Source organism: Mastigocoleus testarum BC008 (assembly GCF_001456025.1).
Classification (GTDB): domain Bacteria; phylum Cyanobacteriota; class Cyanobacteriia; order Cyanobacteriales; family Nostocaceae; genus Mastigocoleus; species Mastigocoleus testarum.
Map to the genome: position 1 here is coordinate 88,165 of NZ_LMTZ01000100.1, position 22,742 is coordinate 110,906.

Consider the following 22,742-nt stretch of genomic DNA (forward strand, 5'->3'; position numbering starts at 1 on the left):
ACCCACAAAACACCGAAATCTATCCACTTGAGATATATTTTTCTATCTCATGAAAAGTATATTTTTAAAGCGATTAGTAACAATAATTACAATTATTCTTAATTAAATATTTTTTTTCGAAGTGGGGACGGTAATTGACTACTACCGATGACTCATTACGAACACAAAAAAGCGCTTGAGATTTTTGCTCACCCAAGCGCTCCCCCGTATATATGTATACCAAGTCACTAGTTTGATGCAACATTTGATAATCGCTGTTTTCCCTTATACAAAGGAATTGCGAAATTAATCTGTGGCAAACATATGGTGAAGTGGTATCACTCCTTGCACAAATACAGAATATCTTTTCTGGGTTATAACGGGGAATCGGGTGAGTGACAGTTTGTCAACTGACACTAGTAAAAGCGATGAAGATTTTTTGTGAAATCTACCTAATTTACGGTGAAATTCTACTTTACCCTAGTGGCAATAGGGTATAACAGCATGCCAATAGTTTTAGTAATAAATTACTAGAGTGACTGACTGGGAATTGGGGACTGGCGACTAGGGACTGGCGACTGGCGACTGGCGACTGGCGACTGGCGACTGAGGACTGGAAAGATAACATTTTAATCTCTAACTTCAATCCTTACCCCTAATCACTAATCCCCAATCCCTAATCCCCAATCCCCAATCCCCAGTCGCGAATCTCCGACCCCCATCCTCCCTGTAAAATATCGGCATAATAGTGGGTGAGAATTATGGAAATATTCCTTCCGGGACGTTTATGTTTGTTTGGCGAACATAGCGATTGGGCTAGTAGCTACCGTCGCGTTAATCCAAAAATAGGAAAAGGATTGACCCTAATGGTAGGTATCAATCAAGGGTTGTATGCTGAGGTCACACCCCATCCCGAACAATTCATTCTCCGGGTATCTCAAGGCACGCAGACGCCCCAAATTTTGACTTTACCCATGTCTAGACCTGTTTTATTGGCTGTGGCTCAGAAGGGAGGGTTTTTTAGCTATGCAGCTGGAGTCGCGTACCAAATCTTGACCCAGTTTCATGTGGGTGGGCTGGAAATTAACAATTATTTAACAGATTTGCCAATCAAAAAGGGCTTATCCTCCAGTGCTGCAATCTGTGTTTTGGTTGCAAGGGCATTTAATCAAATTTATGACTTAAAGATGACCCTGCGGGGAGAAATGGAATTTGCCTATCTTGGAGAGATTACTACTCCTTCTCGCTGCGGACGAATGGATCAAGCTTGTGCTTATGGCAATAATCCAATTGCAATGGTATTTGATGGAGAGCACCTTGATGTTTTAGAGTTGAAGGTACCCCAAGATTTATTTTTTGTAATAGTGGATTTGGGAACTCAGAAAAACACGCAAAAAATCCTTGCTCGACTCAATGACTGCTATCCTACCCCTGAAAACAAAATACAAGCAGACGTACAAAAGTACCTCGGTTCCATGAACCATAAAATTACCCAAGCAGCAATTGAGGCTCTGGAACAAGGAGATGCGGAAAAAATTGGTGATTTGATGCAAAAAGCCCAGGCTAAGTTTGATAAATATCTCATCCCTGTTTGTCCGGAGGAACTAACTGCACCAAAACTACATGAATTGCTCAAACATAAACCAATTCAACCCTATATTTGGGGTGGTAAGGGCGTTGGTTCTCAAGGAGATGGTGCAGCACAATTTGTTGTTAAAGATGAAGAAAGTCAACAAAAATTAATTGAAGTCATCGAGCGAGATTTCCCTCAAATGCAGTGTTTGAAATTAACAATTCATGCCCAACACTAAAATCACAAAAGCCGTAATTCCAGCTGCAGGTTTTGGTACCCGTTTATATCCTGCCACTAAAGTCGTGAAGAAAGAACTTTTTCCGATTATGGATCGGGATGGTAAGGTTAAACCGGTCATTCAGGTGATCGTAGAAGAAGTGATCGCTGCTGGGGTTGAAGAAATTGGTATTGTCACCCAACCAGAAGATACGGGTGTCTTTAAAGATTTTTTTCAAAAGCCTCCCAGCAAGGAACTTTATCAAAAGTTGTCACCCCAAAATCGAGAATACAGTGAATATATTCAAGAATTAGGTGATAAGATAACGGTTCTAACGCAATCCGAGCAAGAGGGTTACGGTCATGCTGTGTTTTGTGCCAAGGAATGGGTTAATAGTCAACCATTTTTATTAATGTTGGGGGATCATGTTTATGCTTCAAATACTGAAAAATCTTGTGCGCGTCAAATTTTGGATGTTTACGAGCAAAGTGACTGCAGTGTAATTGGTTTAGACACCATGTCAGTACCAACGATTCAAAAAGCTGGTTGCATTACTGGTACATGGCGAGAGTTCAAGTCTGTCCTTGAAATTACTCAGGTGTACGAAAAACCAACTGTCGAATATGCTCGTCAAAATTTACGAGTGGAAGGAATGAAAGAAGATGAATTTCTTTGTATTTTTGGTTTATATGCACTAACCCCGAAAATCTTTAATTTTTTGGAAGAACACATCAAGAACAATTTTCGAGAACGGGGTGAATTTCAGCTGACGTCCTGTTTGGATCGAGTGCGAGTTGCTGAGGGGATGACCGGTTATGTTGTTAAAGGTAAAAGCTTTGATACGGGTATGCCAAACGCTTACCGACAAACTATGATTGATTTTTCACAGTGAACAGTGAACAGTGAACAGTGAACAGTGAACAGTGAACAGTGGATGGTTAAATATCCTAATCTTATTGTTGAACCTACGCTGGGAAATATGTCAATCTATCCTTCAGTAGGATTGATAAGTGCCACAATCAAGCTGTAAAAGATGAGCAAAATTGAACCATAAGTAGGATTGTACAAATGTGCGGTTGTAAATGGTCCTCCTGAAGCATATACCCAAACTATAAATGCACCAGTTGAAATGACTATTTGGGTAATTGCTGTTACTTTTTTAGGTTCTTGAGTCTGTTTGTGAGTCCAAAGGGCTGTGATAACTATGCCAATTACAAAAGCTGTCCACAATACTATATTCTTTGAGACTTCAGTAATATCTGCACCTTTGATTAATCCATTAACAGCGACCCAAGCACCTACTATATCTGCTGGAATATATTTGATAACTTTATCGAAATAAGTATCAATTTGTTTTGCTGGTAATGCAGACTGATATTGTGTAGTTGTGATTCTACGGCTCATTTTGACCTTCTTCCCATTTGAAAATTTCGTTTTTTAAAAGCAGAAAATTTTCTTTGATAATCCAAGGGAAAACTCCTCAAAACCCCTCCTAGCCTTCCCTTCCCCAAGGTAAACCCCCTCCTAGCCTCCCCCAAGGTAAACCCCCTCCTAGCCTCCCCCAAGGGAGGATGGTAGATGTTGTTGGATTTCTTGGTAGATTGAACTCAACAAAATCCCTTCTCGAATACTTCCGAAATGCGTTGCTTTTTGTGCGTGGTGTAATGCAACTACCTTCCAATCTTCATTGAAGCAGGGTGAACCGCTTGAACCTGGCGATGTTCTTGTGATGTATTGCATCAATCCAGTATTAGGAGAAATATTTGCGATCGCATTGCTGCTCATGGCTATTTTCATCGAAGACCCTTCGGGATGTTGCAAGATATTCAAAGCCGTTCCTTTAGCCGGTAGATTTTCAAAATCACAATTTGCTGGGGTAATATCTGCTATTTGTGTAATGCTTTCTTCTACCTGAAGCAGTACGTAATCAAGCTTGTTCGTAGGACTTGATTCCAGAATTGGTCGGTCGCTAACTAATTTAAAAACTTGTCCCTCGCTTTCATTACCGGTAGCTGATGTAAAACAACCAAAGCGGAGAATAATATCGCTGGGATTTATTTGAATATCTGCAGTTGCTGAGTGAAGAACGTGGTAGTTAGTTAAAACTAGATTTGAAGCAATTAAAAAACCAGTTCCAAGTATTTTTTGGTTGGAGATTTCAATACGACATACTGAGGTAGCATGTTGAATAGTCTGCATTAAAAAACCAACATCAAGAAAATTAGGTTCGGGTTTAAACCAACTTTGCAGTTCTGTTTCATCTGGTTCTTGCCAATCAATTTCAGGTCCAAAGTCTGATATTGTTGAGGTGATATCGGTAGCAGAAAGGGGAACTTGATAAGTAATTCGTAAGTTTTCTAATAGTTTTATATCTCTATAAAGCTTATAAATAATAATTAGAGAAACGATTAGTTTAGCATCATTAAATCCTGCTTCTGAGAGTAAAGGTTGAAGGATACTACCTAAAGTTGTAAAACGTTGATCATTAGGATTTATATCTCTAACTAAAGCCCAATTGATAAGTCTACGTGCATCATGAATTGGGTTTCCAGTCCAAACCCCTGCAAGACTATAAACCAATTGTTGACGTAAATTAGCTCTACTTACAAGGTCGCGAAAAAAATCTTGGGGACTAGTAAAAGAGGTAGCTGCTAAACCTGCTAAAACATTTACAAGCTTATCAATATCAGCTTGTTTAATAGTAATTGACATAATAATTATAAATATATATATAATTTTAGAATTAGATTATAGTTATTTGTCTGCTGTTATTTATTTACTGTTCAAAATAATTATTTCTTAGGTTATCTAGAACACTTTTATCAGTAATTAACTCATAGCTGATAATCATTTCGAGAAAATGGCGGTCACCAGTTTCTTCTAGTAATTTTTCAATGAGGCTACCTAAAACTGTATAGCCAGGTTTTTCACTTTCATTTGGATACGATTTTTTTTGCTCAACCCAGTTCACCAATTTACTTGTATCTGTATTTGTATCTCCTGTCCAGATATCAGCGATACTATTTCTCCATTTTTCTGGTAAGTTCAGTTGATTGACTAAAGCCTTGAAGTATTCTTTCGATGAAGTGGTTGAATTTGTCGCCAAGCGAGATATAGTTGTGATTAGATATTCTTTATCATTATCGCTTAACTGATAACTATTACTTGGTGATGAAATTTCTTCTTCTGGTTGTTGCTGACTTTGCAATATCTCTTGGACTTTATTGATAAAATATATCCCATCAAATGTTTCTTTCCAGAAAAAACCTGATATTTTATAATTTTCAAATAGACTTCCAACTTCTTGAGGATCTAAATAAGCACTAACTACGATAGTTGGAATTTTTTCTTCATGAGCTAGTTCAACTATTTGTTTACCCAATTTCTGTGGTTTCATGTCATCATTTCCCAAACCAATATCAGTTACTACTAAATTCCAAGAGCTTTCTTGAAGAGCTTTAAATGCTTCTTGAAAATTATTAATGACTTGAGTTTTGTAATTTATATGGTTAATTTTTTCTAAGGTATTATTTATTTTTAATTTAAGAATATTTTGCCAAGATTCATTATCTTCAACTAGAAGAATTCGAAACATTATATTAAGTACCTAATTTATAATTGTTCTATGAACGAATAATTACTATTTTAAAAGAACTTGAACTTGACTGATAAATTTTTTACCATCAAAGTCTTCTTTAGGAAAATAACCTTCATTTGGATATATTAATGGTGTTGCTCCTGTGACTGTAAGAGTAGGAATATTTTGATTATGAGCAATAGGAACTAATTCTGTTCCTAATTTATTTCCGTTTGCCGTATGAGAATCTTTAAGTTCAATATCAGTGACTAATAAATGCCAATCATTTTCTTGAAGAGCTTGATAAGCCTCATCAAAGGTGTCAACAACTTTTATTGTGTAATCTGAATCCTTATAGCCTAAACCTTCTAAAGCACGACGAATTCTACTTTTGAGAATTTTTTGCCAAGATGGATTGTCTTCTACTAGCAGAATTTTTAAAATTGCCATTTTATAATCACTCTCATTATCATCTTTTAAACCTGGTATTTATATGTATCGTCAAGCAAGAGGTTTGTGAACAGGTAGTATCAGAGTGAACTGGCTTCCTTTACCAACTTCGCTCTCAACTTCTACATTTCCTTCTAAACGTTCGATGTAGAATTTAGTCCACCACAATCCAAAACCCATGTTTTTATTAGTATCTTTAGTTGAGTAACCAGGCTCAAAAATCTTTTGGAGATTTTTTGTTGCAATACCCACACCCGTATCACAAATAACAACTTTAATCTTGTTTCCCGCATCTGTTTCTAAATGACTACCTTGAATGTATAGTTTTCCTCCATTAGGCATTGCGTTTATGGCATTTTGGATGAGATTATCAAAAACATTAATTAATTGTTGTTTCCCTGCATATACCTGAGATAAATCAAGATCGATATTAATATCTTGTTCAATATTGTCGGGTATCTGAACTTTAGCCAATGCCTCTTGAATTATGTCGCGAAGACTAATTATTTGAGGCTGATCTTTCATCCAACTTCTCATACGCTGTGAATATTCGAGAATTTCCTCAGCATTTGACAAAATCTCAGTTGCGAAGCTTTTAATATTATCATCTGCTTCCTCGCAAATATCCTGCGCTAATACACGGATAGCACCAACGTTATTATTTGTTCGATGTACTAATGGACCTGCTATATCCCCAAGAGCAGCCATTACTTCGGCTTTGGCGAGTTGTTCCTGCTTCTTTGCGTTTCGGATCCCAATTACGGCTAAGTTCGCAACTTCTTGAAGTAATCGTAAATCTCTAGCTTCAAATGCATTGACTTTACTACTTTCTACATTCAGTACCCCAATTAGATTATCTTCTTTATCTAAAAGTGGTACACATAATTCTGAACGTACATTCGGAAAAAGTTCTCTGTAGTTTGGATCTTGACGAACATCATTTACTAATTCGGCGCGGCGATTTTTTGCCACTTGCCCAGTAATTCCATGTTCTACTTTTTTACGCATCCCAATTTCTTCTTTCTTTGAATTTTTGGGATATAAGGCTTTTGTTTCTAATTCCCAATTGTTAGGTTGTAGCAAAGCTATACTTCCAAAATCAGCTTTTGTTTTCTCTACTGCTCGTTGCACAATCAGATTGAGAAGTTTTTCCTGCTCTAAAGTAGTAATTAGTTTGCGATCAATATCACTTAAAGTTTGTAACCATGAATTCAGCCATCGCTGATTTTTAATAGCATAAGCAGCAGAAGAAGCCAACGTTTCAATTTGCTTTTGCTCATTCTCTGAAAAATTGTAAATTCGTCGGTATGCAATAAACATGACACCAACAACTTCTTCTCTAATTTTTAGTAAAATACTAGCAATAGACTTAATTTCTTCTTTTTTTACAAAATCTGAATTTTTAAAAAATTTGCTTATATTTAATGATGATTCATAAATGTTGGTCGTATTATTAATAAGCATTAATGAGTTATCATTTTGATAAAGCTCTGTATACTTACTCTTATCTTTGATCAATCGCCCTGTAATTTCCGGTGGTATTATTACTTTATTTTCAGGCTGTATATACTCATAAAAAATAACAATATCCGCCCCCATAATATTTCCAATACTCCATGTAATACGCCTTATTAAAAATTCTTTTTCGGTTTCATTGATAAGAGATTGAGTAAATAAATGAAGATTAACAAGTTGAGAGTTTTTTAAATTATTTTTAGCTTCAGATATAGCGTGCAAAATAGCACTATTTGCACGATAACCAAATATATTTAATAAAGATACTTCATCTTCAGTAAACCCATACTTATCATTAAATTCTAAGTATAAAAGACCTTCTTTATTATCAATTAAAAGTGGACAAGCCACTGTTGCTTGACTTTTTTTTTCAAAAATTTTTGCTAAATTATTAGGATGATTTTGATAAATATTTGGTGTAAATATTGTCTTTCTATCTTTTAGGGCTTTTTGTCTTAGTGCTTGTTTAGAATAAGTGAAATTTTCCCAATAATTCTCATTTATTTTACCTTTCCCAACTTGGTAAACATAATCCTGATGATTCGGTTCATACATAAAATCTAGTGCTGCTATATCAGCCTGTAAAATACGATAAGCATTTTCTGTAATAACTTCTAAAATGTAAGATAGTTGCGTACGACGGATTCTTAGAGCGTGCTGAGCAACAAGTTTGATCAAGTCTTCTGCTTGTTTTAGAGTGATTTGTTTATTACGCTTTGCATAACCTGAGATTACAGCACCAATTACCCGAATATTACCCAAATTTTGATTATTTTGAGTTATTAGGAACATATCAATAACAGCACGATAACCATCACCAGTTTTTTCTTCGCTAGTAAATTTCCATTTATAGTGTTTAAACCAGTCTTCAATAATATTTCCATTTTTATCCTGTACTAATAGTATGGGAGTAAAAATACGGGTTAATTCTTCATGCTTATACTCTTCGTAAACCCATTTATCAAATCGTTTATCCCATCCACATATAATTTCAGTGCGATGGTTTTGAACTACGTCTACTAGAATATCTTGTATATGAGAGTTTATTTCCAGGTAATACTTACTACTAAAATTAAATGTAAGTTTTTGAGTTGAAATGTTATTTTCGTATTTTCGAGCGATTATATTATTTTCTGGGTCGATTAACCATATACTAGTCAAGTCAAAGCCTAAAGATGACTGAATTTCCTGAGAAATATCCTCAAAAATCGCTTCTTGGTTAGAAATACCTGAAATAGCTTGTTGTATCTGCTGCTCAACTTCCAGCATTTGCATGAGAAAGTCTTTTGTGTTTGATTCGCGATCGCCACTGCTAGTCATAGTACTCCTCTTTCTATGCCCATCTAAATAGAAACTCGGACTGATAAATGTTGTGGTAAATGCACACCTGACGATCTACAAGAAATAATCCTGAACACATAAGATACAATAATTTGGCGTCTCCTTGATGTATACCAAACACCTAAAAGCTTGCTTGTTGAAGGTTTTTTGGAACTATTAACTGAATTCTTAATTTTTATTTTGTTAGAAAAATTACTAGAAAAAATTTTTTGATATTTTCTGGAACTATTAGGAAGGACTATGTAGTCAATATCAGCGTAAGCAACTTATATTTAAGCTCTATATTTAACCCACGGGAAATATATTCCCACCCCCTATAGTCATCCCAAAATCCCGGTCATTATGACTGGGTTTTTGTTTTTTTAAGATTTTGTCATTATTTTTAGGTAAGTACCCATTAAAAATTTTTCGATATTTTCTGGAACTATTGGGAAGGACTATGTAGTCAATATCAGCGTAAGCTACTTATATTTAAGCTCTATATTTAACCCACGGGAAATATATTCCCAACCACCTATAGTTATCAAAACCCAGTCATTATGTCTGGGTTTTTGGATTATTGGTTATTGATTTTGAAATTAGAATTTATTTTAGATTAGCAAATTTATTGAATTTCAAGATTTATTTTTTAACATTGTTGGTAAAATAATCCTTGTTTAGCTGAAATTATTACATAACAATAATTATATTTCTGCTCGAGTAAGATTTCTCGAAAAGTAATAGTCACATAAATACTTTTACTTAAAGACCAATTTATTAGAGAAATTTCGGTGTGTTATGTCAGTAATTGAAAGTCAAAATAGTTGGTATAAGAATATTAATGTCAGCATTCTATGAATGAGCAGGAACCACAGCCAAAAGGTTATAGAGAAGACGACCTTAGCAAAAATAAACAAGGTCGTAAAAAAGTATCTCAATCTGGTGTTAAAAATCAGAAATTAGATTCAAACAATCTTATAGGAAGCGTTGCTGAAGGAGTTGCAAAGGTAGCAGGTGTTGAACAAATAAAAGGTTTCAGTCTGAAACAAATGTTTTCAGAGGTTTTGAAAAAGCACTCTGAAGATGAAGTAGAAGAGTACTTCACAGTTGGTACTTCTACCACTACTCCTAATATTATGGATGTAGATACGAATTGGCCGAAACCTTGGGTTTTTTTTCGGACGCTTTGTGGTGCTTTAATTGTATATTTAGGTTTTATTCAGGCTTGGGAAGAATTTAAAAATATTAATCTTATTCCAGGTTTAATTGTTGTTGGCTCCTTTGTAGTCCCGTTTTCTACATTAATCTTTTTCTTTGAAACAAATGTCCGTAAAAATGTTTCTCTTTATCAAGTAATACGGCTGGTTTTTCTTGGGGGAATTTTATCGCTGATATTTTCATTATTCTTATTTCAGGTTAGTGGTACTCTTTCGCTCAACTGGATTGGTGCTTCGGTCGCTGGTCTTGTTGAAGAACCTGGTAAGTTATTTGCGCTGATACTCGTCATAAATATTTCTAAGTATCGATATCTTTTAAATGGACTTCTTTTCGGAGCAGCTGTTGGTACTGGTTTTGCTGCTTTCGAGTCAGCAGGTTATGCTCTGCGGGTGGGTTTATCTTCTAACAACCTCGATGTAATGTTGAGTCTTATTATGCTAAGGGGAATGTTAGCTCCATTTAGCCATATTGTTTGGAGTGGAATGAGTGCTGCTGTACTTTGGAAAATCAAAGGGGAACGAAAATTCAGCTTTGCAATGGTGAAAGACCCTAGATTCTTACGAGTATTTGGTTTTGCTGTTGTACTTCATATGGTGTGGAACAGCCCGCTCGAATTACCATTTTACGGGAAGTACCTTGCACTTGGCTTTGTTTCTTGGATTATTATTCTATCTCTGATTCAAGATGGATTAAAGCAATTAAGGGATGAAAAGTTAACAGCAATGTCAACGGAAAATTCTCAAATTATTAGCGAACAAAATCTCACAACAGAAACAGATTGATTTTCTGTGTTGGGTCAAGAAGGTAGTTGAAGAATTTACCTGAAGAATTTTTTGATATTTTCTGGAATAAGTGGGAAGGATTATGTAGTCAATATCAGCGCAAGCTAATTATATTTAAACTCTATATTTAACCCACGGGAAATATATTCCCAGTTCTATAGTTATCCCTAAACCCCGGTCATTAAGACTGGGTTTTTGATTTTGTATCATATCGTGTCCGATAAAACACTTGCGATAAGGTTCGTAGTAGCGCTTTAGCGCCAATATCTTTACTATGGCGCTAAAGCGCTACTACAAACAAACATATTTTTTCATAAGTAATTAAGCGGACATGATATCACTTGTCCTGGATGGGTAAAATTGCTAGGAAAAAATTTTTGATATTTTCTGGAACAAGTAGGAAGGATTATGTAGTCAAGGTTAGCGTAAGCTACTTATATTTAAGCTCTATATTTAGCCTAAGGGAAATATTTCCCAATTCTATAATCATCCCCAAACCCCGGTCATTAAGACTGGGTTTTTTCAGTAGATGGACAACTTTTGTCGATTGACGAAATAATAAGGGTTCTAGCCAACGTTTTGGGCTGACAACCATGATTGTTTGTACTGCACTTTTAACCCACCGACAAGAACCGTTCCTTAAAAAGTAGATTCCGAGACGATTCCAGTAAATCGTGTCCCAAAACTCAAATAAAGTTCTGACAAGGGTTCTGGAAAACTTTTCCATCTACTGTTTTTGGTTATTTATAATGTGGATACTTTTCATAGAACGTCTCTAAATTTAAAAACCTCTTACTTCACCTTCACCCCGTGGATCTGCTGCACCTTCTAAAGAATTATCAGGTGTGACAACAATAGTATTAGCATTTCCCCAAGATCTAGTCTGTTTTATTTTGTGTCCCCGACGACGTAGTTCTTCTAAAGTCATTGCACCCAAACCAAATTTTTCTACTCGCAACACATCAGGAAACCATTGATGGTGTACCCTCGACGCAGATACCGCAGCACCTGCATCCATATCGTATTCCAGTACATTTAGAATTATTTGCAATACTTGGGTAATAATAGTACTACCCCCAGGACTACCTACAGCCATACGGAGTTTTCCATTTTCGGTGACGATTGTGGGGGTCATACTGGAAAGGGGAGTTTTATTTGGTGCGATCGCATTAGCTTCATTACCCAGTAATCCGAAAGCATTGGGTACTCCCGGTGCTGCAGCAAAGTCATCCATTTCGTTATTAAGTACAATTCCCGTTCTATCTGCAACTATACCAGCACCGAAACCCAAATTAACTGTAAATGTTAAACTGACGGCGTTACGCTCTTTATCCACAACTGTGAGGTGACTAGTATCGGATGATTCGCGGTTATTTAAATTTAATTGTTTTTGATTTGACTGTTTTAGGTTTGACTCTTGTAAATTTAATTGTTTCTGAGATGTGGTTGAAGAAATATTGCTTGAAAAGCGTTGCAGGGTTTTTATATCTGCTGGTTTGACCTCACTAGAACGCTTGACTTTGTCCATGCTAATTTGCTGACGCCGATATTTAGCATACGCAGGATTTATAAGTTGTGTGACTGGAACTTCCACAAAGTCTGGATCGCCTAAATGCTCTGAACGGTCTGCATAAGCAACTCGCATTGCTTCCGCAAACAGATGTAAAGCATCCGGATGATGCCATCCTAATGATTTTAAATCTGTATCGCCAATAATATTGAGCATTTGTAATAAGTGAACACCTCCAGATGATGGTGGTGGCATGGAACAAACCCGCGATGTGCGAAAATTACCACATACTGGCGATCGCCATTTTGGTTTATAGTTGCTCAAATCTTCTAAAGTAATTAACCCGCCATTTTTTTTCATGTCTGCAGTAATCAGGCGCGCGATTCGACCAGTGTAAAAATTACGCGGATTTATAGCAATTGCTTGCAGAGTGTTTGCTAAATCTCGCTGTATTAATCGGTCTCCCGGTTGATAAAATTCACCATTGCGAGTAAAAATTTTCCGCGCTACCGGATTTTGCAAAATCATTTTTTGACGTCGTTTGACAGCATCGGTAAACTTTTGTTTGACTACAAAACCATTTCTTGCAAGGCGAATTGCAGGTTTAACTACGGTAGACCAAGGTAATTTTCCATACTGACTGTGGATTTCATACATTCCAGCGATTGTTCCGGGAGTACCTACTGCTAGATAACCATTAATACTTGCACCTCGACGCACCTTACCATTTTCATCTAAATACATATTTTTAGTTGATTTTAGGGGTGCGCGTTCGCGAAAATCTAAAGCTTTAATTTCTCCAGTTTTAGCATTGCGAAATAATAAAAAACCACCACCCCCAATCCCTGCAGAGAATGGTTCGACTACGGAAATTGCTAAGGTTGTAGCAACTGCAGCATCAACAGCATTACCATCTTTGCGCAACATTTCTAATCCAGCTTCGCTTGCTAAGGGATGTGCAGAAACTAGCATTGCATTTTTTGTACGCAGAGGTCTAACAATGATTGCAGATGCTGTTTGAGTATAAAATAAGGTAACTGAGAAAAATACTGCAAAGGTAAGGCGTTGGTATTTACTAATAATAGTCATTCTGAATAATAAGAGTCATCAAATATTCTAGTAATTGTACTATATGACTCCTAAGCAGATTTTTCTTGCTTTAACCCGCTCTTGTGCTTGAAACACAACATATATTTTCTACCATTTGTACCCACACTTTGAATTTTGACACTCAACTGTCCCTTCATCCCAATTAATTAAAATCTTCTCCTCTCCACATGCAGGACAATTACAGCCACCGGTGAGATTTATTTCAATAAACACTTGACTAGCGATGGTTTTTCCACAAACCAGTTCTAAGCGTCCATAAATATCCTTTAACTGTTCAAAATTTAAACTTTCTTCATACTGCAAAATATCTATTGCTTCTGTTGCTTTATCTCTTACTATTTGAATATTTTCGAGTAATTTACTTATTTGTTCATCTTTCATGATTTGTAATGGGAAAATATTGGATAAAGAATATAAAAATTAAATTATTTGACTTATCCCAAAGTATTTAGATATTTTGTCTTTACATATAACAGTTATTTACTTGTATTAATCCTACCCAAAGGTATTAAAAATAAATAAGATAACAGGATTAAAAAATGATTTTTAATTGTTTTAAATCTTTAATTAAATAACTAAGGTGTGATATTTATTGTAGAAAACTTATAGTGAATAATAATAAAACCATATCAATAAGTCCACTTTGTAGATAAGAGACTAAGGTGACATTTGAATTTCACTTTTATATCTAATAAAGCCACAAAAAATGTTAATAATACCTTTATAAAATTAGTCATATCACCATTGCAATCAAAAAAATAGATAAAGTGGCATTAGATACTACCTAAAATTATTTAAGTGGCATAAAAGTGATGTATGCTAATACCCGTCAGAGACATTGACTATTGACATAAAACTTTACACTTGTCCGATTTAAGCAGAGATTATAAGAAAAACTTTACCCATGACTATTTTTCAAGATCGGAACAAGTGTGATGACGATAGAGTGAAAAGTAATTACCTGATTTAAGAAATTTTTAGCAAACAATTTCGATATAATCTTTCTGATAATTTTTGATAATCGTCAGTTTTAAAATAAATGTAAACGAATAGTTAAATCGAAGTTTATTTCCTAGATATAGTGACTTGAAATCGTGAATTATGAGTAATAAGACAAAACAAACATTAATGTTCCTCGATTCTTTAGTTGAAGTTATTAAAGATAAAATCGGACAAGATTTAAACAATTTGCAAATCACTATACTCAAAGGAGCATATTATGATGAAAGTTACGAACAAATAGCTTATAAATATGGTTGTTCTAAAGACCATGCAAAGCGAGTAGGCTCCGATCTATGGTCGTTATTGTCATCGCATTTTGGTCAGTCGATTGATAAAAGAAACGTAAAATTTGTCTTAGAGCAATTAAAGCAAGAATTATATGACGATACTCTAGAACTACCGGTGGGAGTTGTCCCTAGCAATTCTAGATTTTACGTCGAACGCAAAGAAATAGAATCCCTTTGTTTGCGAACTATTATGCGCAAAGGAGGTTTAATCAGAATTTGTGCACCTTCTAAGATGGGTAAATCTTCTTTGATGCACAGAATAATCAATTTAGCTAAAGATTGTCGCGGTGTTTGTCTGGATTTACATTTAACAGATCGGGAAACTTTAACGGATTTAACTCGATTCCTGAGGTGGTTGAGTTTAAACGTTACTAGAGAATTAAGATTACCATCTAAGCTCGAAGAATATTGGGATGATGACTTGGGTTGTAAATCTAGCTGTACTTATTATTTTGAGGATTATTTATTGGGTCAGATAGATCGTCCTTTAATTTTGGCTTTTGATAAATTAGATCATCTTTTTGCTCGCGAACAAATTGCAAGTGATTTTCTTGCTATGTTACGAGCTTGGCATGAAAATAGCAAAATAAATCCCACCTGGAGTCAACTCCGCTTAATTTTAGTGTATCGGGATAATCCACTTCCTTTAGAGTCTAACAAATCACCTTTTAATGTTGGGCTGACGGTTTCTTTACCTGATTTTTCTGGAGTTGAGATTCTCGATTTAGCTCGTAGACATGGACTGGATTGGAAGGAAGCTGAAGTCACAAAATTAATGGGTGCTATTGGTGGTCATCCTTATTTAGTTCGTCAAGCACTTCACCAAGTAAAAACACAAAATTTGAGTTTAGACAACTTTTTACAACAAGATTTTACAAAATCTACTCCCTATAGCAATTATTTACCTGTTGAGAGGTTACCTATTTCTCCTTCTACCCAAGCCCTAGAGAACACTGTCCCATAAATCCGATTGTAGAGTTTTAGTTTTCCTGCCTCTTTTCGCACTATTCCGGATAAAAATAACTCTAAGCATTCCCAGGTTTGCTCATCCTTAATTTCCCCTATTGAAAGCATTTCTTGATACTTTGATAATAAAAGTAGAGAATCATGTTTATTTTTAGTTAACTTGTTCTTAATTGTTTTCAAATGTTCTGGTTGGTCTTTATTTTCCCAGTCTTCGATAATTTTTTCTCTTATTAGTTGAGTGATAAATTCCCTTTCTTCTCCCTCATTAATTATCAAAGAAAAATCCCTAATTAAACTACATATTTTTTGAGTTAGAAATGGTTGTCCTCCCGTCCAGTCTAATACTTCTTCTATTGTCCTATGGGGGTCATGACAATTTTCTCGCAATCCATTGATTAAACTCCGTTCAACTTCGTCAAGTTTGAATCCTTCTAATGGAATACCACAACCGATATTAAAGGGAGTACTTTCAGGGTTTTGAATCAAATAACTTGGAGCGGTTCTACCAATTAAAACTATAGTTAAACGACGGTACGAATCATTATCAGCTCGTTTATTATAAAGGCTGCGTAAAAAACCAAAAAAGCAATCTACGGAAAATTTTAGGTCCAGAACGGTATCTATCTCGTCAATGAAAATCACTATTGATTGCTGAACTTGTTTGAGAAGAATTTCTTCGATAAATTCCCCCAGTTTCTCTAATGGAGAAAGATAATCTAAATTCTTTTTCCAGCTACGATAATCAAATTCAGGTAATAAACTTAGCTTTTTAGCTAAGCTAAAGATAATGCTGTGATATAACTGGCTTTCAGTAGTATTATCGCTAACTATTTCTGTTAAATCTAGAGCCGCACAAACATATCCTTCTTCAACAAGTTTGTGCATCATTTTTGCTCTCAGGCTTGATTTACCCATCTGTCTGGCGTTGAAAATGTAGCAAAATTGTCGTTGTTTGAGGGCTTTATAAAGTTGTCTGTCGGCTTTTCTTACTACATATGTAGGAGAATCTATTGGTAAGGTTCCACCGATTTGGTATTGATATTCTTCTACTTGAGCATCTTTGAGTAGTTCATTTTCAAAGACAAGTTTTTCTTGGGTCGCTTTGAGGAGTTCTACTGTTTCTGATAGCTTTTTGGTGCGTTCTTTTACCTTTTGTTCTAAGGTACGATTGGTTTGTTCTAAAGCAGTAAATGACTCTTGTAATTGACTAGCCATAGTATTAAAGGATTTGGCTAGTTGTCCCAATTCATCTTTGCGATCGAGTCGGATTTTTTGACCCCAGTTACCAGAAGCTAAGGATTTAGCAGCAGAATTAACTTTTAATATTGGTCGAGTAATCCATCGAGTTGTGAGAATGCCAATTATAATTGCTACGATTAAAGCTGTTATGCATAATGCGATCGTGTTACGAGTATTGGCATGAATTTGCCCCATGAAATCCGATTCAGGGACAGTTACTACTATTAACCAATCTAGTCCATATTCATCTTTAAAAGGCGCTATTTTAATTAAATATTTTTCTTCTGCAAAATTAAAATTTATCTGCTGTGATTTATCTATTTTATCGAATTTGCCTTCAAATTTTTCTATTATCAACTGACCAACGGCTTTATTTAAAGTATTATTACTGTTAGCTATTTTAGAAACTTCATCAGGCATATTTTTGTAATAGTAAGAATACTTGTTATCCGATGTAAATATTGCTATCCCAGATTCATTTATAACAAAAACTTGACCAGTATTTGCTATCTTTAAATTTTGCAAAAATTGATTAAAGTGATTGAAATGTATGTCTACTCCTAAAACACCTTTTATTTTACCGTTTGGCTCATAAATAGGATAAACATTAGTTAAACATTTCGTTTTGTTTCCAAATGAAGTGTATATTTTGCTCCATGTCTGCTTTTGTTTTTCAATTGCAACTTTATACCATTCTCTTTTTGTAACGTTATATAATCTTGGCTGTTTGATTGAATATTTCTTTTTTGCATAACGGAAAAAAGGTTCTGTATAATTATTCTCTTCATTCGAAAAACCTTTCATTAAATAACCATCTCTTCCTCTTCCAACTCCATAGAATTCTCCTAAACCATTTCCCCAATATATTGCCGTAATGTCCGGAAACAAAATTAATTGATTAAAAAAATATTCAATTAATTTATCTTTATCATTAAAAGCTATTTTTTGATTTTCAATAACTTTAGCATTTATCTTATTTATTGTAATTGCTGATGAAATATAGGTTTGAAATTTTTCTTCTACCCTAAAAATAATTTCAGAGAATAATTGTTCAGATATATTATTAACAGCTAGTTGAGCACTTTTAAAAGATAAGTAAGCTATAAGTATGATAAAAACTATTATTTGAAGTAACCAAGGTATTAGAATAACTAATTTTAAGGTTTTATATTTTTCTCTAATTTTCATTTTAAGCTTGTAATAAAAATGATAAATATTTATTATATGATTAAACTTTATGTGAATCCGTATAGTTCAAAAAACGATTATTTGTACTATATAGAATTAACTATTCTTCCATTCATATACCCAGCGTTGATTTATTTTAATATAATTGGCTAAATCAAAAGATACAGATAAAACTTCACTACGAGGAAAAAAACCTCCAACGAGAGTATAACCTAAACTGTGTGCTAATTTTCGTAATTCGTACAAAAGAGTTGGTAAACTATTTTTAGTACCATTAACGTATCCAATCCAAAACTTTTCATTAGAGTTTTCAGAATAACTTTCGATAGCTATACTAAGTAATTTCTCATCTTTTTTTAATCCCCAAATTTTTCCTAAGGAAAGACGTTTTTTAAGCTCTTTTACAGTTATTTCTTGCCACTTTCCACCATAACTGACATAAATTTCTTGTCTCAAAGTTAAATCATTTGAATTTTTGACTAATGAGCAAACATAATCTAAATCATTTGAATTTAACTTAATTAATTGTGTACTTGGTGAATTAATTGAATCTGTCTCGTAGAAGTCAAAGTTTCCAACTTTTTTACGACCTCGTTTTGACATTATGTCAGCCATAATCTCATTACTGGCAAGAATCATACAGCGTGATATATTAATTCCTGATTCTACTAAATACTGATTTATAGTAAGCTCTAAAATCTTTGACAAACCCTGACCGCGATATTGAGGGCTTACTCTCAGTCCTTCCCACCAAGCTTCAGAGTCTGACATCAGCACAACTCGTTCAATTGCTACAGGAACATCATCAATCGTAACGACAAAAATACAACCAGATGGATCGCGAATCCATTTATCCCAAACCAAAGGAATATAGTCTTTTTGATTATTTGGAAGAATTTGACAAAAAGCTAGTACTGCTTCTTTGTCAGATTTTCGTGCCAAGCGAACTTTTGGTTCCGTCATTTATGGTTCTGTCTAAAAATCTAATGGCTTGGAAATATCACTCTTTATTTTCTCTCAAAAACTAATTTAAATATTTTGCCATTGATATACCCAAAATTCTTCACTCAAGTATAGTTTATTATTTTTTAGCCGTAGTAAATATTAATTAGATGTTAAATAGATAAATAGACTGACATTCTATATTGTTTCATTGAAAGAAAGCTAAATATTAAGAAATGACTATAAACATTGATTGAGTTAAGTATTTGTAATTACATGATTCTACTTTGATGAGAGCAGCAATAAAATTTTTAAACAAAATTTATGTGTATATAAAAGTAATTTTGGGCACATCTGTAAAGATTTGATGCGTGAAGAATGATAATCTTTTGAAATGTAATTTTTAAATTTATATTGTTCCCTAAAGTTTATTTTTGTGAACCATGCATACAAAAGCATCTTTACCGATTAGTCTGTTAGATGGTAAAAATACTTTACCAATTATTGAAGCTTACTTTGAATTCAATCATCTAAAGCAATTATATCGTCAAGGTTGGTTGCAACATGGTATTGAGCCGAAGCATTGTGAAAGTGTTGCTGAACATTCATTTTGTGTCGCTTTATTGGGTTTGTTGCTAGCAGATCAATATCCAGAATTAGACGTGAATAAAGTAGTGAGAATGGCTTTAATTCATGATTTAGGAGAAATCTACGCTGGTGACTTTACTCCTGAAGATAACATTGACAAGAATCACAAGTTTGAATTAGAAAAACAATCGGTTTTGCAAGTATTTAATAAGTTACCTAATGGATGGAAGTGGATTAACCTGTGGGAGGAATACGAGCAAGGTAGTTCTGCAGAAGCTAAGTTTGTCCAGCAATTAGACCGATTAGAGATGCTTTTACAAGCAAGTATTTACGAGCAGCAACTACAAGTAGATTTGTCTGATTTTTTTGCATCTACAGGATGGGATGTGTTTTCACCAGAATTACAATCTATATTCCAATTTTTAGAGGATTTAAGAAAGGGAAACAGGGAAGCAGGATACGCAAGTCCAAAATAAGAAATCAAAATATGCATTTCCTGCGGACAAGATTTGCTAACAAAAGTCAAAAGAGAATCTGCATATGACTAACGTCACAAACACGGATCTGGCTAGCAACTGTGATTTTCCCATAATTTTTAGGGAATAAATTATTTCTGTGTGTATCTAATAACAGACCAAAATTTATATACAAACTGCATAAATTAACAAGGCTGTCATCTATAAGAATATGTAGCACCAAACAAAAGACCTGAATTTCTTATAAGGTCAAGTTCACAAGCTCAAAAAATCCTCAACCTGAAACCTATTTCTGGTCAAGGTTATGGAGAGTGGGAATATTCTAATGGTGAGAAATGGAGGAAGCGCAAGGAGTAATAACCATGATTTGTCAAGATAAAAACGAGCTATCGACCAATAATGAGGAACTCTATCGATATTATGCTCAGTCAGAGGGTGTATGGAGTTCTGACCTTGCAATCGTAACAGTTAAATTAGTTGGTCAAGAGGATATCTTACCGATCGCCGAATACTACAATCTCACTCATATAGAGTTTGGCGTTCAGGCTACTTGGAAATACAATCACAAGAAAAATAAAGATACAAATTTTGAAAATACAAATTTTGACAATAAAAATTTTGAATATCTCATGAACTGTTGTACTGACTCAGAACAACCAGGGTTGATGTTCTGTCAGTTTGGTTCAAATGTTACTGAGCAAAATCTTAAAGATGATAATCGAGGTCGGATTTTAAAAGAAGTAATTCCTGACATGAAGAACTTGATTCTGAGCAATAGTTTTATTGTTTTGGATTATATTTTTGTAGACTCTCATACATTAATCACAAGTAGTGGGAAATATAAAGCGACAACCCGCTTGGAGAGTGAAAACAAGAGGTATAGAGAGGAAACATATGATGGAAGAGTTATTAGACGTGTTTGGGAAGAAAAACTATAAACTTCAAAATCTTAAGTTCCAAAACCTTAAGTTCCAAAATCTTAAGTTCCAAAATTTTAAGTTAAAAAAATCTTAAATTAAAAAATTTTTAGATAAAAAAGTTTTCCTACCTCTTTCATCCCCACCAGACATATGTTTAAGTGGGGATTTTCTCATAAACAACCGATAGTTTTACTTACTTATGACAGGAACTGCAGACTTTTGAGGTACGCGAATACCATTCATCTTCATTCTTACACCCCGTGCAGGTGCAATGGTAACGCCTCGACGCTGGGGCTTTTCTGGCTTATCATCCAACAATTCCAAGTTGTAACGAGAAACTACATGTGCTAGTACCAACTTCATTTCAAACAGTGCTAGAGCATAACCAACACAGCGACGTACTCCTCCACCAAAAGGCATAAATTCATAGGGAGAAAACTGTCTTTCTAAAAATCGCTCTGGTTTAAATTCTTTTGAATCTGGATACAAATCTTCTCGATGGTGTAATAGATAAATACAACCCCAAATATAACTTTCAGGTTTTAGTTTATGTCCTAACAACTCAACAGGTTCTTCTACTTGTCTCTCAAAAGTCGTCATTGCGACAGGATAAATCCGCAAGGTTTCATTACAAACTGCGGTTAAGTACTTTTGTTTAAATATAGTTACAGGATCGGGATTTTCTCCAAGACTGTCTAATTCTTCCAGTAATTTGGAACGTAAGATTGGTTTGTGATGAAGCCAATATAATCCCCAAGCCATTGCTGTAGCAGTGGTTTCATATCCCGCAACCAGCAATGTCATCATTTCATCCCGTAACTCTTTGTCTGTCATGGAGTTACCTTCAGGATCTCTTGCAGACATTAATAATGAAAGAATATCAACCCGATTGGGATCGTTTAATTGGGAACGTCTTTCACTAATTTCAGCATAAAGTAATTTATCCAGCATTTCCCTTCGACGCAAAAAATTACCCCAGGGACTCCAAGCTCCTAAATCTTTTTGTAAAAAAGGGAACAATAGCAAACTAAAAGCTAAGGGAGAGCGGAATAAATCCATCATCCCAATGATCCCATGCTTAATTTGTTGATAACGCTCTCCTTCATGTAAGCCAAATACAACTTGTAACATGATAGAAAGGGAAATATCTGATGTGATATCACGAGCAGTGAAAGCTTTATTTTGCGGTATATCACTGAAGACTCTATCCGTAATATTGCTGATTATTTCGCCATACAATTGCATTCTTTCACCATGGAATTGAGGCATTATTAACTGACGCTGGCGTTTGTGAGGTTCGCCATCGAGCAACATTAGAGAATATTCTCCAATTAATGGTTTAAGCACCCCATCTGGATTCCCTGGTGCTGTAAAGATTTTCCTATCATTGGAATATATTTCTTGAATTGCTTGAGGATGATTAACAAATATTATTGGTTGCTTTGCGCCGAATATCTGAGCAGTAAATATATTGGGGTGCAACTTAACTGCTTGCTCCAGGAAACTTAAAGGTTCAGCAATCCATTGATAGCGTTGTTTAAGAACCGGGATACTAACAATATTTGGTAGAGACATAAAATTGCTGAGGCTTTTAGAAAGAAAAGCATTTTTGGGAGTAATGTATTAAATATTAACGCAGTTTCAATTTGTATGAACTAGATCGGAGAAACAATAAATAATAAATACAGTTATAGTTATAGCTTTGATGGAGACCCAGTCGCTGGTAACTTAAATTATGCAAGAAATATCAAACTTATTTCGTCGCATTTCATAAAAAGCCCATACAAAAGCATCTTGATTGATTAGTATTTTAAGTAATAACGAATAGTCTATCTACTGTTAAGGCTTATTTTGAGTTTAATTATTTAAGTCACTCTCAAATT

General features: G+C 34.7%; 17 protein-coding genes. 6 read left to right on the forward strand and 11 right to left on the reverse strand.

What is annotated here, in order from left to right; genetic code table 11:
• The first annotated feature begins 740 nt into the window (after positions 1 to 740).
• Together BC008_RS23165 and BC008_RS23170 are read left to right on the forward strand one after the other, a co-directional pair.
• A complete protein-coding gene (locus tag BC008_RS23165; protein ID WP_027844510.1) occupies positions 741 to 1,790 on the forward strand; it encodes a GHMP family kinase ATP-binding protein in 1,050 nt (349 codons plus the stop codon).
• On the forward strand, positions 1,777 to 2,661 hold the full coding sequence (locus BC008_RS23170; RefSeq protein ID WP_027844511.1) for a UTP--glucose-1-phosphate uridylyltransferase: 885 nt from the start codon (positions 1,777 to 1,779) through the stop codon (positions 2,659 to 2,661). The genes BC008_RS23165 and BC008_RS23170 overlap by 14 nt, the downstream gene beginning before the upstream one ends.
• A gap of 95 nt (positions 2,662 to 2,756) precedes the next feature.
• On the opposite strand, the gene BC008_RS23175 is transcribed toward BC008_RS23170, so the two are convergent.
• The 5 genes from BC008_RS23175 to BC008_RS23195 all read right to left on the reverse strand — a co-directional run bounded on the left by BC008_RS23175 (position 2,757) and on the right by BC008_RS23195 (position 8,631).
• Entirely contained in the window at positions 2,757 to 3,173 is a 417-nt protein-coding gene (locus tag BC008_RS23175; protein WP_027844512.1) for a hypothetical protein, read from the reverse strand.
• A gap of 147 nt (positions 3,174 to 3,320) precedes the next feature.
• Positions 3,321 to 4,481, reverse strand: coding sequence for a trypsin-like peptidase domain-containing protein (locus BC008_RS23180; protein ID WP_027846150.1), 1,161 nt, complete (start codon positions 4,479 to 4,481; stop codon positions 3,321 to 3,323).
• 64 nt (positions 4,482 to 4,545) lie between these two features.
• On the reverse strand, positions 4,546 to 5,364 hold the full coding sequence (locus BC008_RS23185; RefSeq protein ID WP_027846149.1) for a response regulator: 819 nt from the start codon (positions 5,362 to 5,364) through the stop codon (positions 4,546 to 4,548).
• A 45-nt stretch (positions 5,365 to 5,409) separates the two neighbouring features.
• Entirely contained in the window at positions 5,410 to 5,796 is a 387-nt protein-coding gene (locus tag BC008_RS23190; protein WP_027846148.1) for a response regulator, read from the reverse strand.
• A 51-nt stretch (positions 5,797 to 5,847) separates the two neighbouring features.
• On the reverse strand, positions 5,848 to 8,631 hold the full coding sequence (locus BC008_RS23195; protein WP_027846147.1) for a GAF domain-containing protein: 2,784 nt from the start codon (positions 8,629 to 8,631) through the stop codon (positions 5,848 to 5,850).
• An 854-nt stretch (positions 8,632 to 9,485) separates the two neighbouring features.
• Between BC008_RS23195 and BC008_RS23200 the strand changes: the two genes are divergently transcribed.
• Positions 9,486 to 10,631: a PrsW family intramembrane metalloprotease gene (locus BC008_RS23200; protein ID WP_082650603.1), complete on the forward strand. Its 1,146-nt coding sequence runs from the start codon at positions 9,486 to 9,488 to the stop codon at positions 10,629 to 10,631.
• A 430-nt stretch (positions 10,632 to 11,061) separates the two neighbouring features.
• Here the strand turns inward: BC008_RS23200 and BC008_RS23205 are convergent, their stop codons facing one another.
• The 3 genes from BC008_RS23205 to BC008_RS23215 form a co-directional block, all read right to left on the reverse strand.
• The gene (locus BC008_RS23205; protein ID WP_027845060.1) at positions 11,062 to 11,358 is read right to left on the reverse strand and encodes a hypothetical protein; all 297 of its coding nucleotides are present in this window, start codon (positions 11,356 to 11,358) and stop codon (positions 11,062 to 11,064) included.
• Between the two features lie 54 nt (positions 11,359 to 11,412).
• Positions 11,413 to 13,230 carry a gamma-glutamyltransferase gene (gene ggt / locus BC008_RS23210; RefSeq protein ID WP_027845061.1) on the reverse strand — a complete coding sequence of 606 codons (1,818 nt, stop codon included), beginning with the start codon at positions 13,228 to 13,230 and terminating at the stop codon, positions 11,413 to 11,415.
• Between the two features lie 108 nt (positions 13,231 to 13,338).
• Positions 13,339 to 13,632 (reverse strand): hypothetical protein, encoded by a 294-nt coding sequence (locus BC008_RS23215; protein WP_027845062.1) that lies wholly within the window; start codon positions 13,630 to 13,632, stop codon positions 13,339 to 13,341.
• Between the two features lie 720 nt (positions 13,633 to 14,352).
• Here BC008_RS23215 and BC008_RS23220 point away from each other — a divergent pair.
• Positions 14,353 to 15,504 carry an AAA-like domain-containing protein gene (locus BC008_RS23220; RefSeq protein ID WP_027845063.1) on the forward strand — a complete coding sequence of 384 codons (1,152 nt, stop codon included), beginning with the start codon at positions 14,353 to 14,355 and terminating at the stop codon, positions 15,502 to 15,504.
• Here the strand turns inward: BC008_RS23220 and BC008_RS23225 are convergent.
• Together BC008_RS23225 and BC008_RS23230 are read right to left on the reverse strand one after the other, a co-directional pair.
• On the reverse strand, positions 15,438 to 17,933 hold the full coding sequence (locus BC008_RS23225; RefSeq protein WP_058183901.1) for an AAA-like domain-containing protein: 2,496 nt from the start codon (positions 17,931 to 17,933) through the stop codon (positions 15,438 to 15,440). The genes BC008_RS23220 and BC008_RS23225 overlap by 67 nt on opposite strands.
• Before the next feature lie 96 nt (positions 17,934 to 18,029).
• Entirely contained in the window at positions 18,030 to 18,896 is an 867-nt protein-coding gene (locus BC008_RS23230; protein ID WP_027845064.1) for a GNAT family N-acetyltransferase, read from the reverse strand.
• A gap of 422 nt (positions 18,897 to 19,318) precedes the next feature.
• Here BC008_RS23230 and BC008_RS23235 point away from each other — a divergent pair, with 422 nt between their 5' ends.
• Positions 19,319 to 19,939, forward strand: a complete 621-nt coding sequence (locus BC008_RS23235) for an HD domain-containing protein (protein ID WP_058183902.1) — start codon at positions 19,319 to 19,321, stop codon at positions 19,937 to 19,939.
• A gap of 335 nt (positions 19,940 to 20,274) precedes the next feature.
• Positions 20,275 to 20,877, forward strand: a complete 603-nt coding sequence (locus tag BC008_RS23240; protein WP_027845065.1) for a hypothetical protein — start codon at positions 20,275 to 20,277, stop codon at positions 20,875 to 20,877.
• A 171-nt stretch (positions 20,878 to 21,048) separates the two neighbouring features.
• Here BC008_RS23240 and BC008_RS23245 read toward each other — a convergent pair whose 3' ends face one another.
• The gene (locus BC008_RS23245) at positions 21,049 to 22,434 is read right to left on the reverse strand and encodes a cytochrome P450 (protein WP_027845066.1); all 1,386 of its coding nucleotides are present in this window, start codon (positions 22,432 to 22,434) and stop codon (positions 21,049 to 21,051) included.
• Between the last annotated feature and the right edge of the window lie 308 nt (positions 22,435 to 22,742).

What these genes read in the sequence shown, in the direction of transcription:
- BC008_RS23170 (WP_027844511.1), top strand. Translation starts at nt 1,777, where the DNA reads ATGCCCAACACTAAAATCACAAAAGCCGTAATTCCAGCTGCAGGTTTT.
- BC008_RS23215 (WP_027845062.1), bottom strand. Translation starts at nt 13,632, where the DNA reads ATGAAAGATGAACAAATAAGTAAATTACTCGAAAATATTCAAATAGTA.
- BC008_RS23195 (WP_027846147.1), bottom strand. Translation starts at nt 8,631, where the DNA reads ATGACTAGCAGTGGCGATCGCGAATCAAACACAAAAGACTTTCTCATG.
- BC008_RS23175 (WP_027844512.1), bottom strand. Translation starts at nt 3,173, where the DNA reads ATGAGCCGTAGAATCACAACTACACAATATCAGTCTGCATTACCAGCA.
- BC008_RS23240 (WP_027845065.1), top strand. Translation starts at nt 20,275, where the DNA reads ATGGAGGAAGCGCAAGGAGTAATAACCATGATTTGTCAAGATAAAAAC.
- BC008_RS23235 (WP_058183902.1), top strand. Translation starts at nt 19,319, where the DNA reads ATGCATACAAAAGCATCTTTACCGATTAGTCTGTTAGATGGTAAAAAT.
- BC008_RS23200 (WP_082650603.1), top strand. Translation starts at nt 9,486, where the DNA reads ATGAATGAGCAGGAACCACAGCCAAAAGGTTATAGAGAAGACGACCTT.
- BC008_RS23185 (WP_027846149.1), bottom strand. Translation starts at nt 5,364, where the DNA reads ATGTTTCGAATTCTTCTAGTTGAAGATAATGAATCTTGGCAAAATATT.
- BC008_RS23220 (WP_027845063.1), top strand. Translation starts at nt 14,353, where the DNA reads ATGAGTAATAAGACAAAACAAACATTAATGTTCCTCGATTCTTTAGTT.
- BC008_RS23205 (WP_027845060.1), bottom strand. Translation starts at nt 11,358, where the DNA reads ATGGAAAAGTTTTCCAGAACCCTTGTCAGAACTTTATTTGAGTTTTGG.
- ggt (WP_027845061.1), bottom strand. Translation starts at nt 13,230, where the DNA reads ATGACTATTATTAGTAAATACCAACGCCTTACCTTTGCAGTATTTTTC.
- BC008_RS23180 (WP_027846150.1), bottom strand. Translation starts at nt 4,481, where the DNA reads ATGTCAATTACTATTAAACAAGCTGATATTGATAAGCTTGTAAATGTT.
- BC008_RS23245 (WP_027845066.1), bottom strand. Translation starts at nt 22,434, where the DNA reads ATGTCTCTACCAAATATTGTTAGTATCCCGGTTCTTAAACAACGCTAT.
- BC008_RS23225 (WP_058183901.1), bottom strand. Translation starts at nt 17,933, where the DNA reads ATGAAAATTAGAGAAAAATATAAAACCTTAAAATTAGTTATTCTAATA.
- BC008_RS23165 (WP_027844510.1), top strand. Translation starts at nt 741, where the DNA reads ATGGAAATATTCCTTCCGGGACGTTTATGTTTGTTTGGCGAACATAGC.
- BC008_RS23230 (WP_027845064.1), bottom strand. Translation starts at nt 18,896, where the DNA reads ATGACGGAACCAAAAGTTCGCTTGGCACGAAAATCTGACAAAGAAGCA.
- BC008_RS23190 (WP_027846148.1), bottom strand. Translation starts at nt 5,796, where the DNA reads ATGGCAATTTTAAAAATTCTGCTAGTAGAAGACAATCCATCTTGGCAA.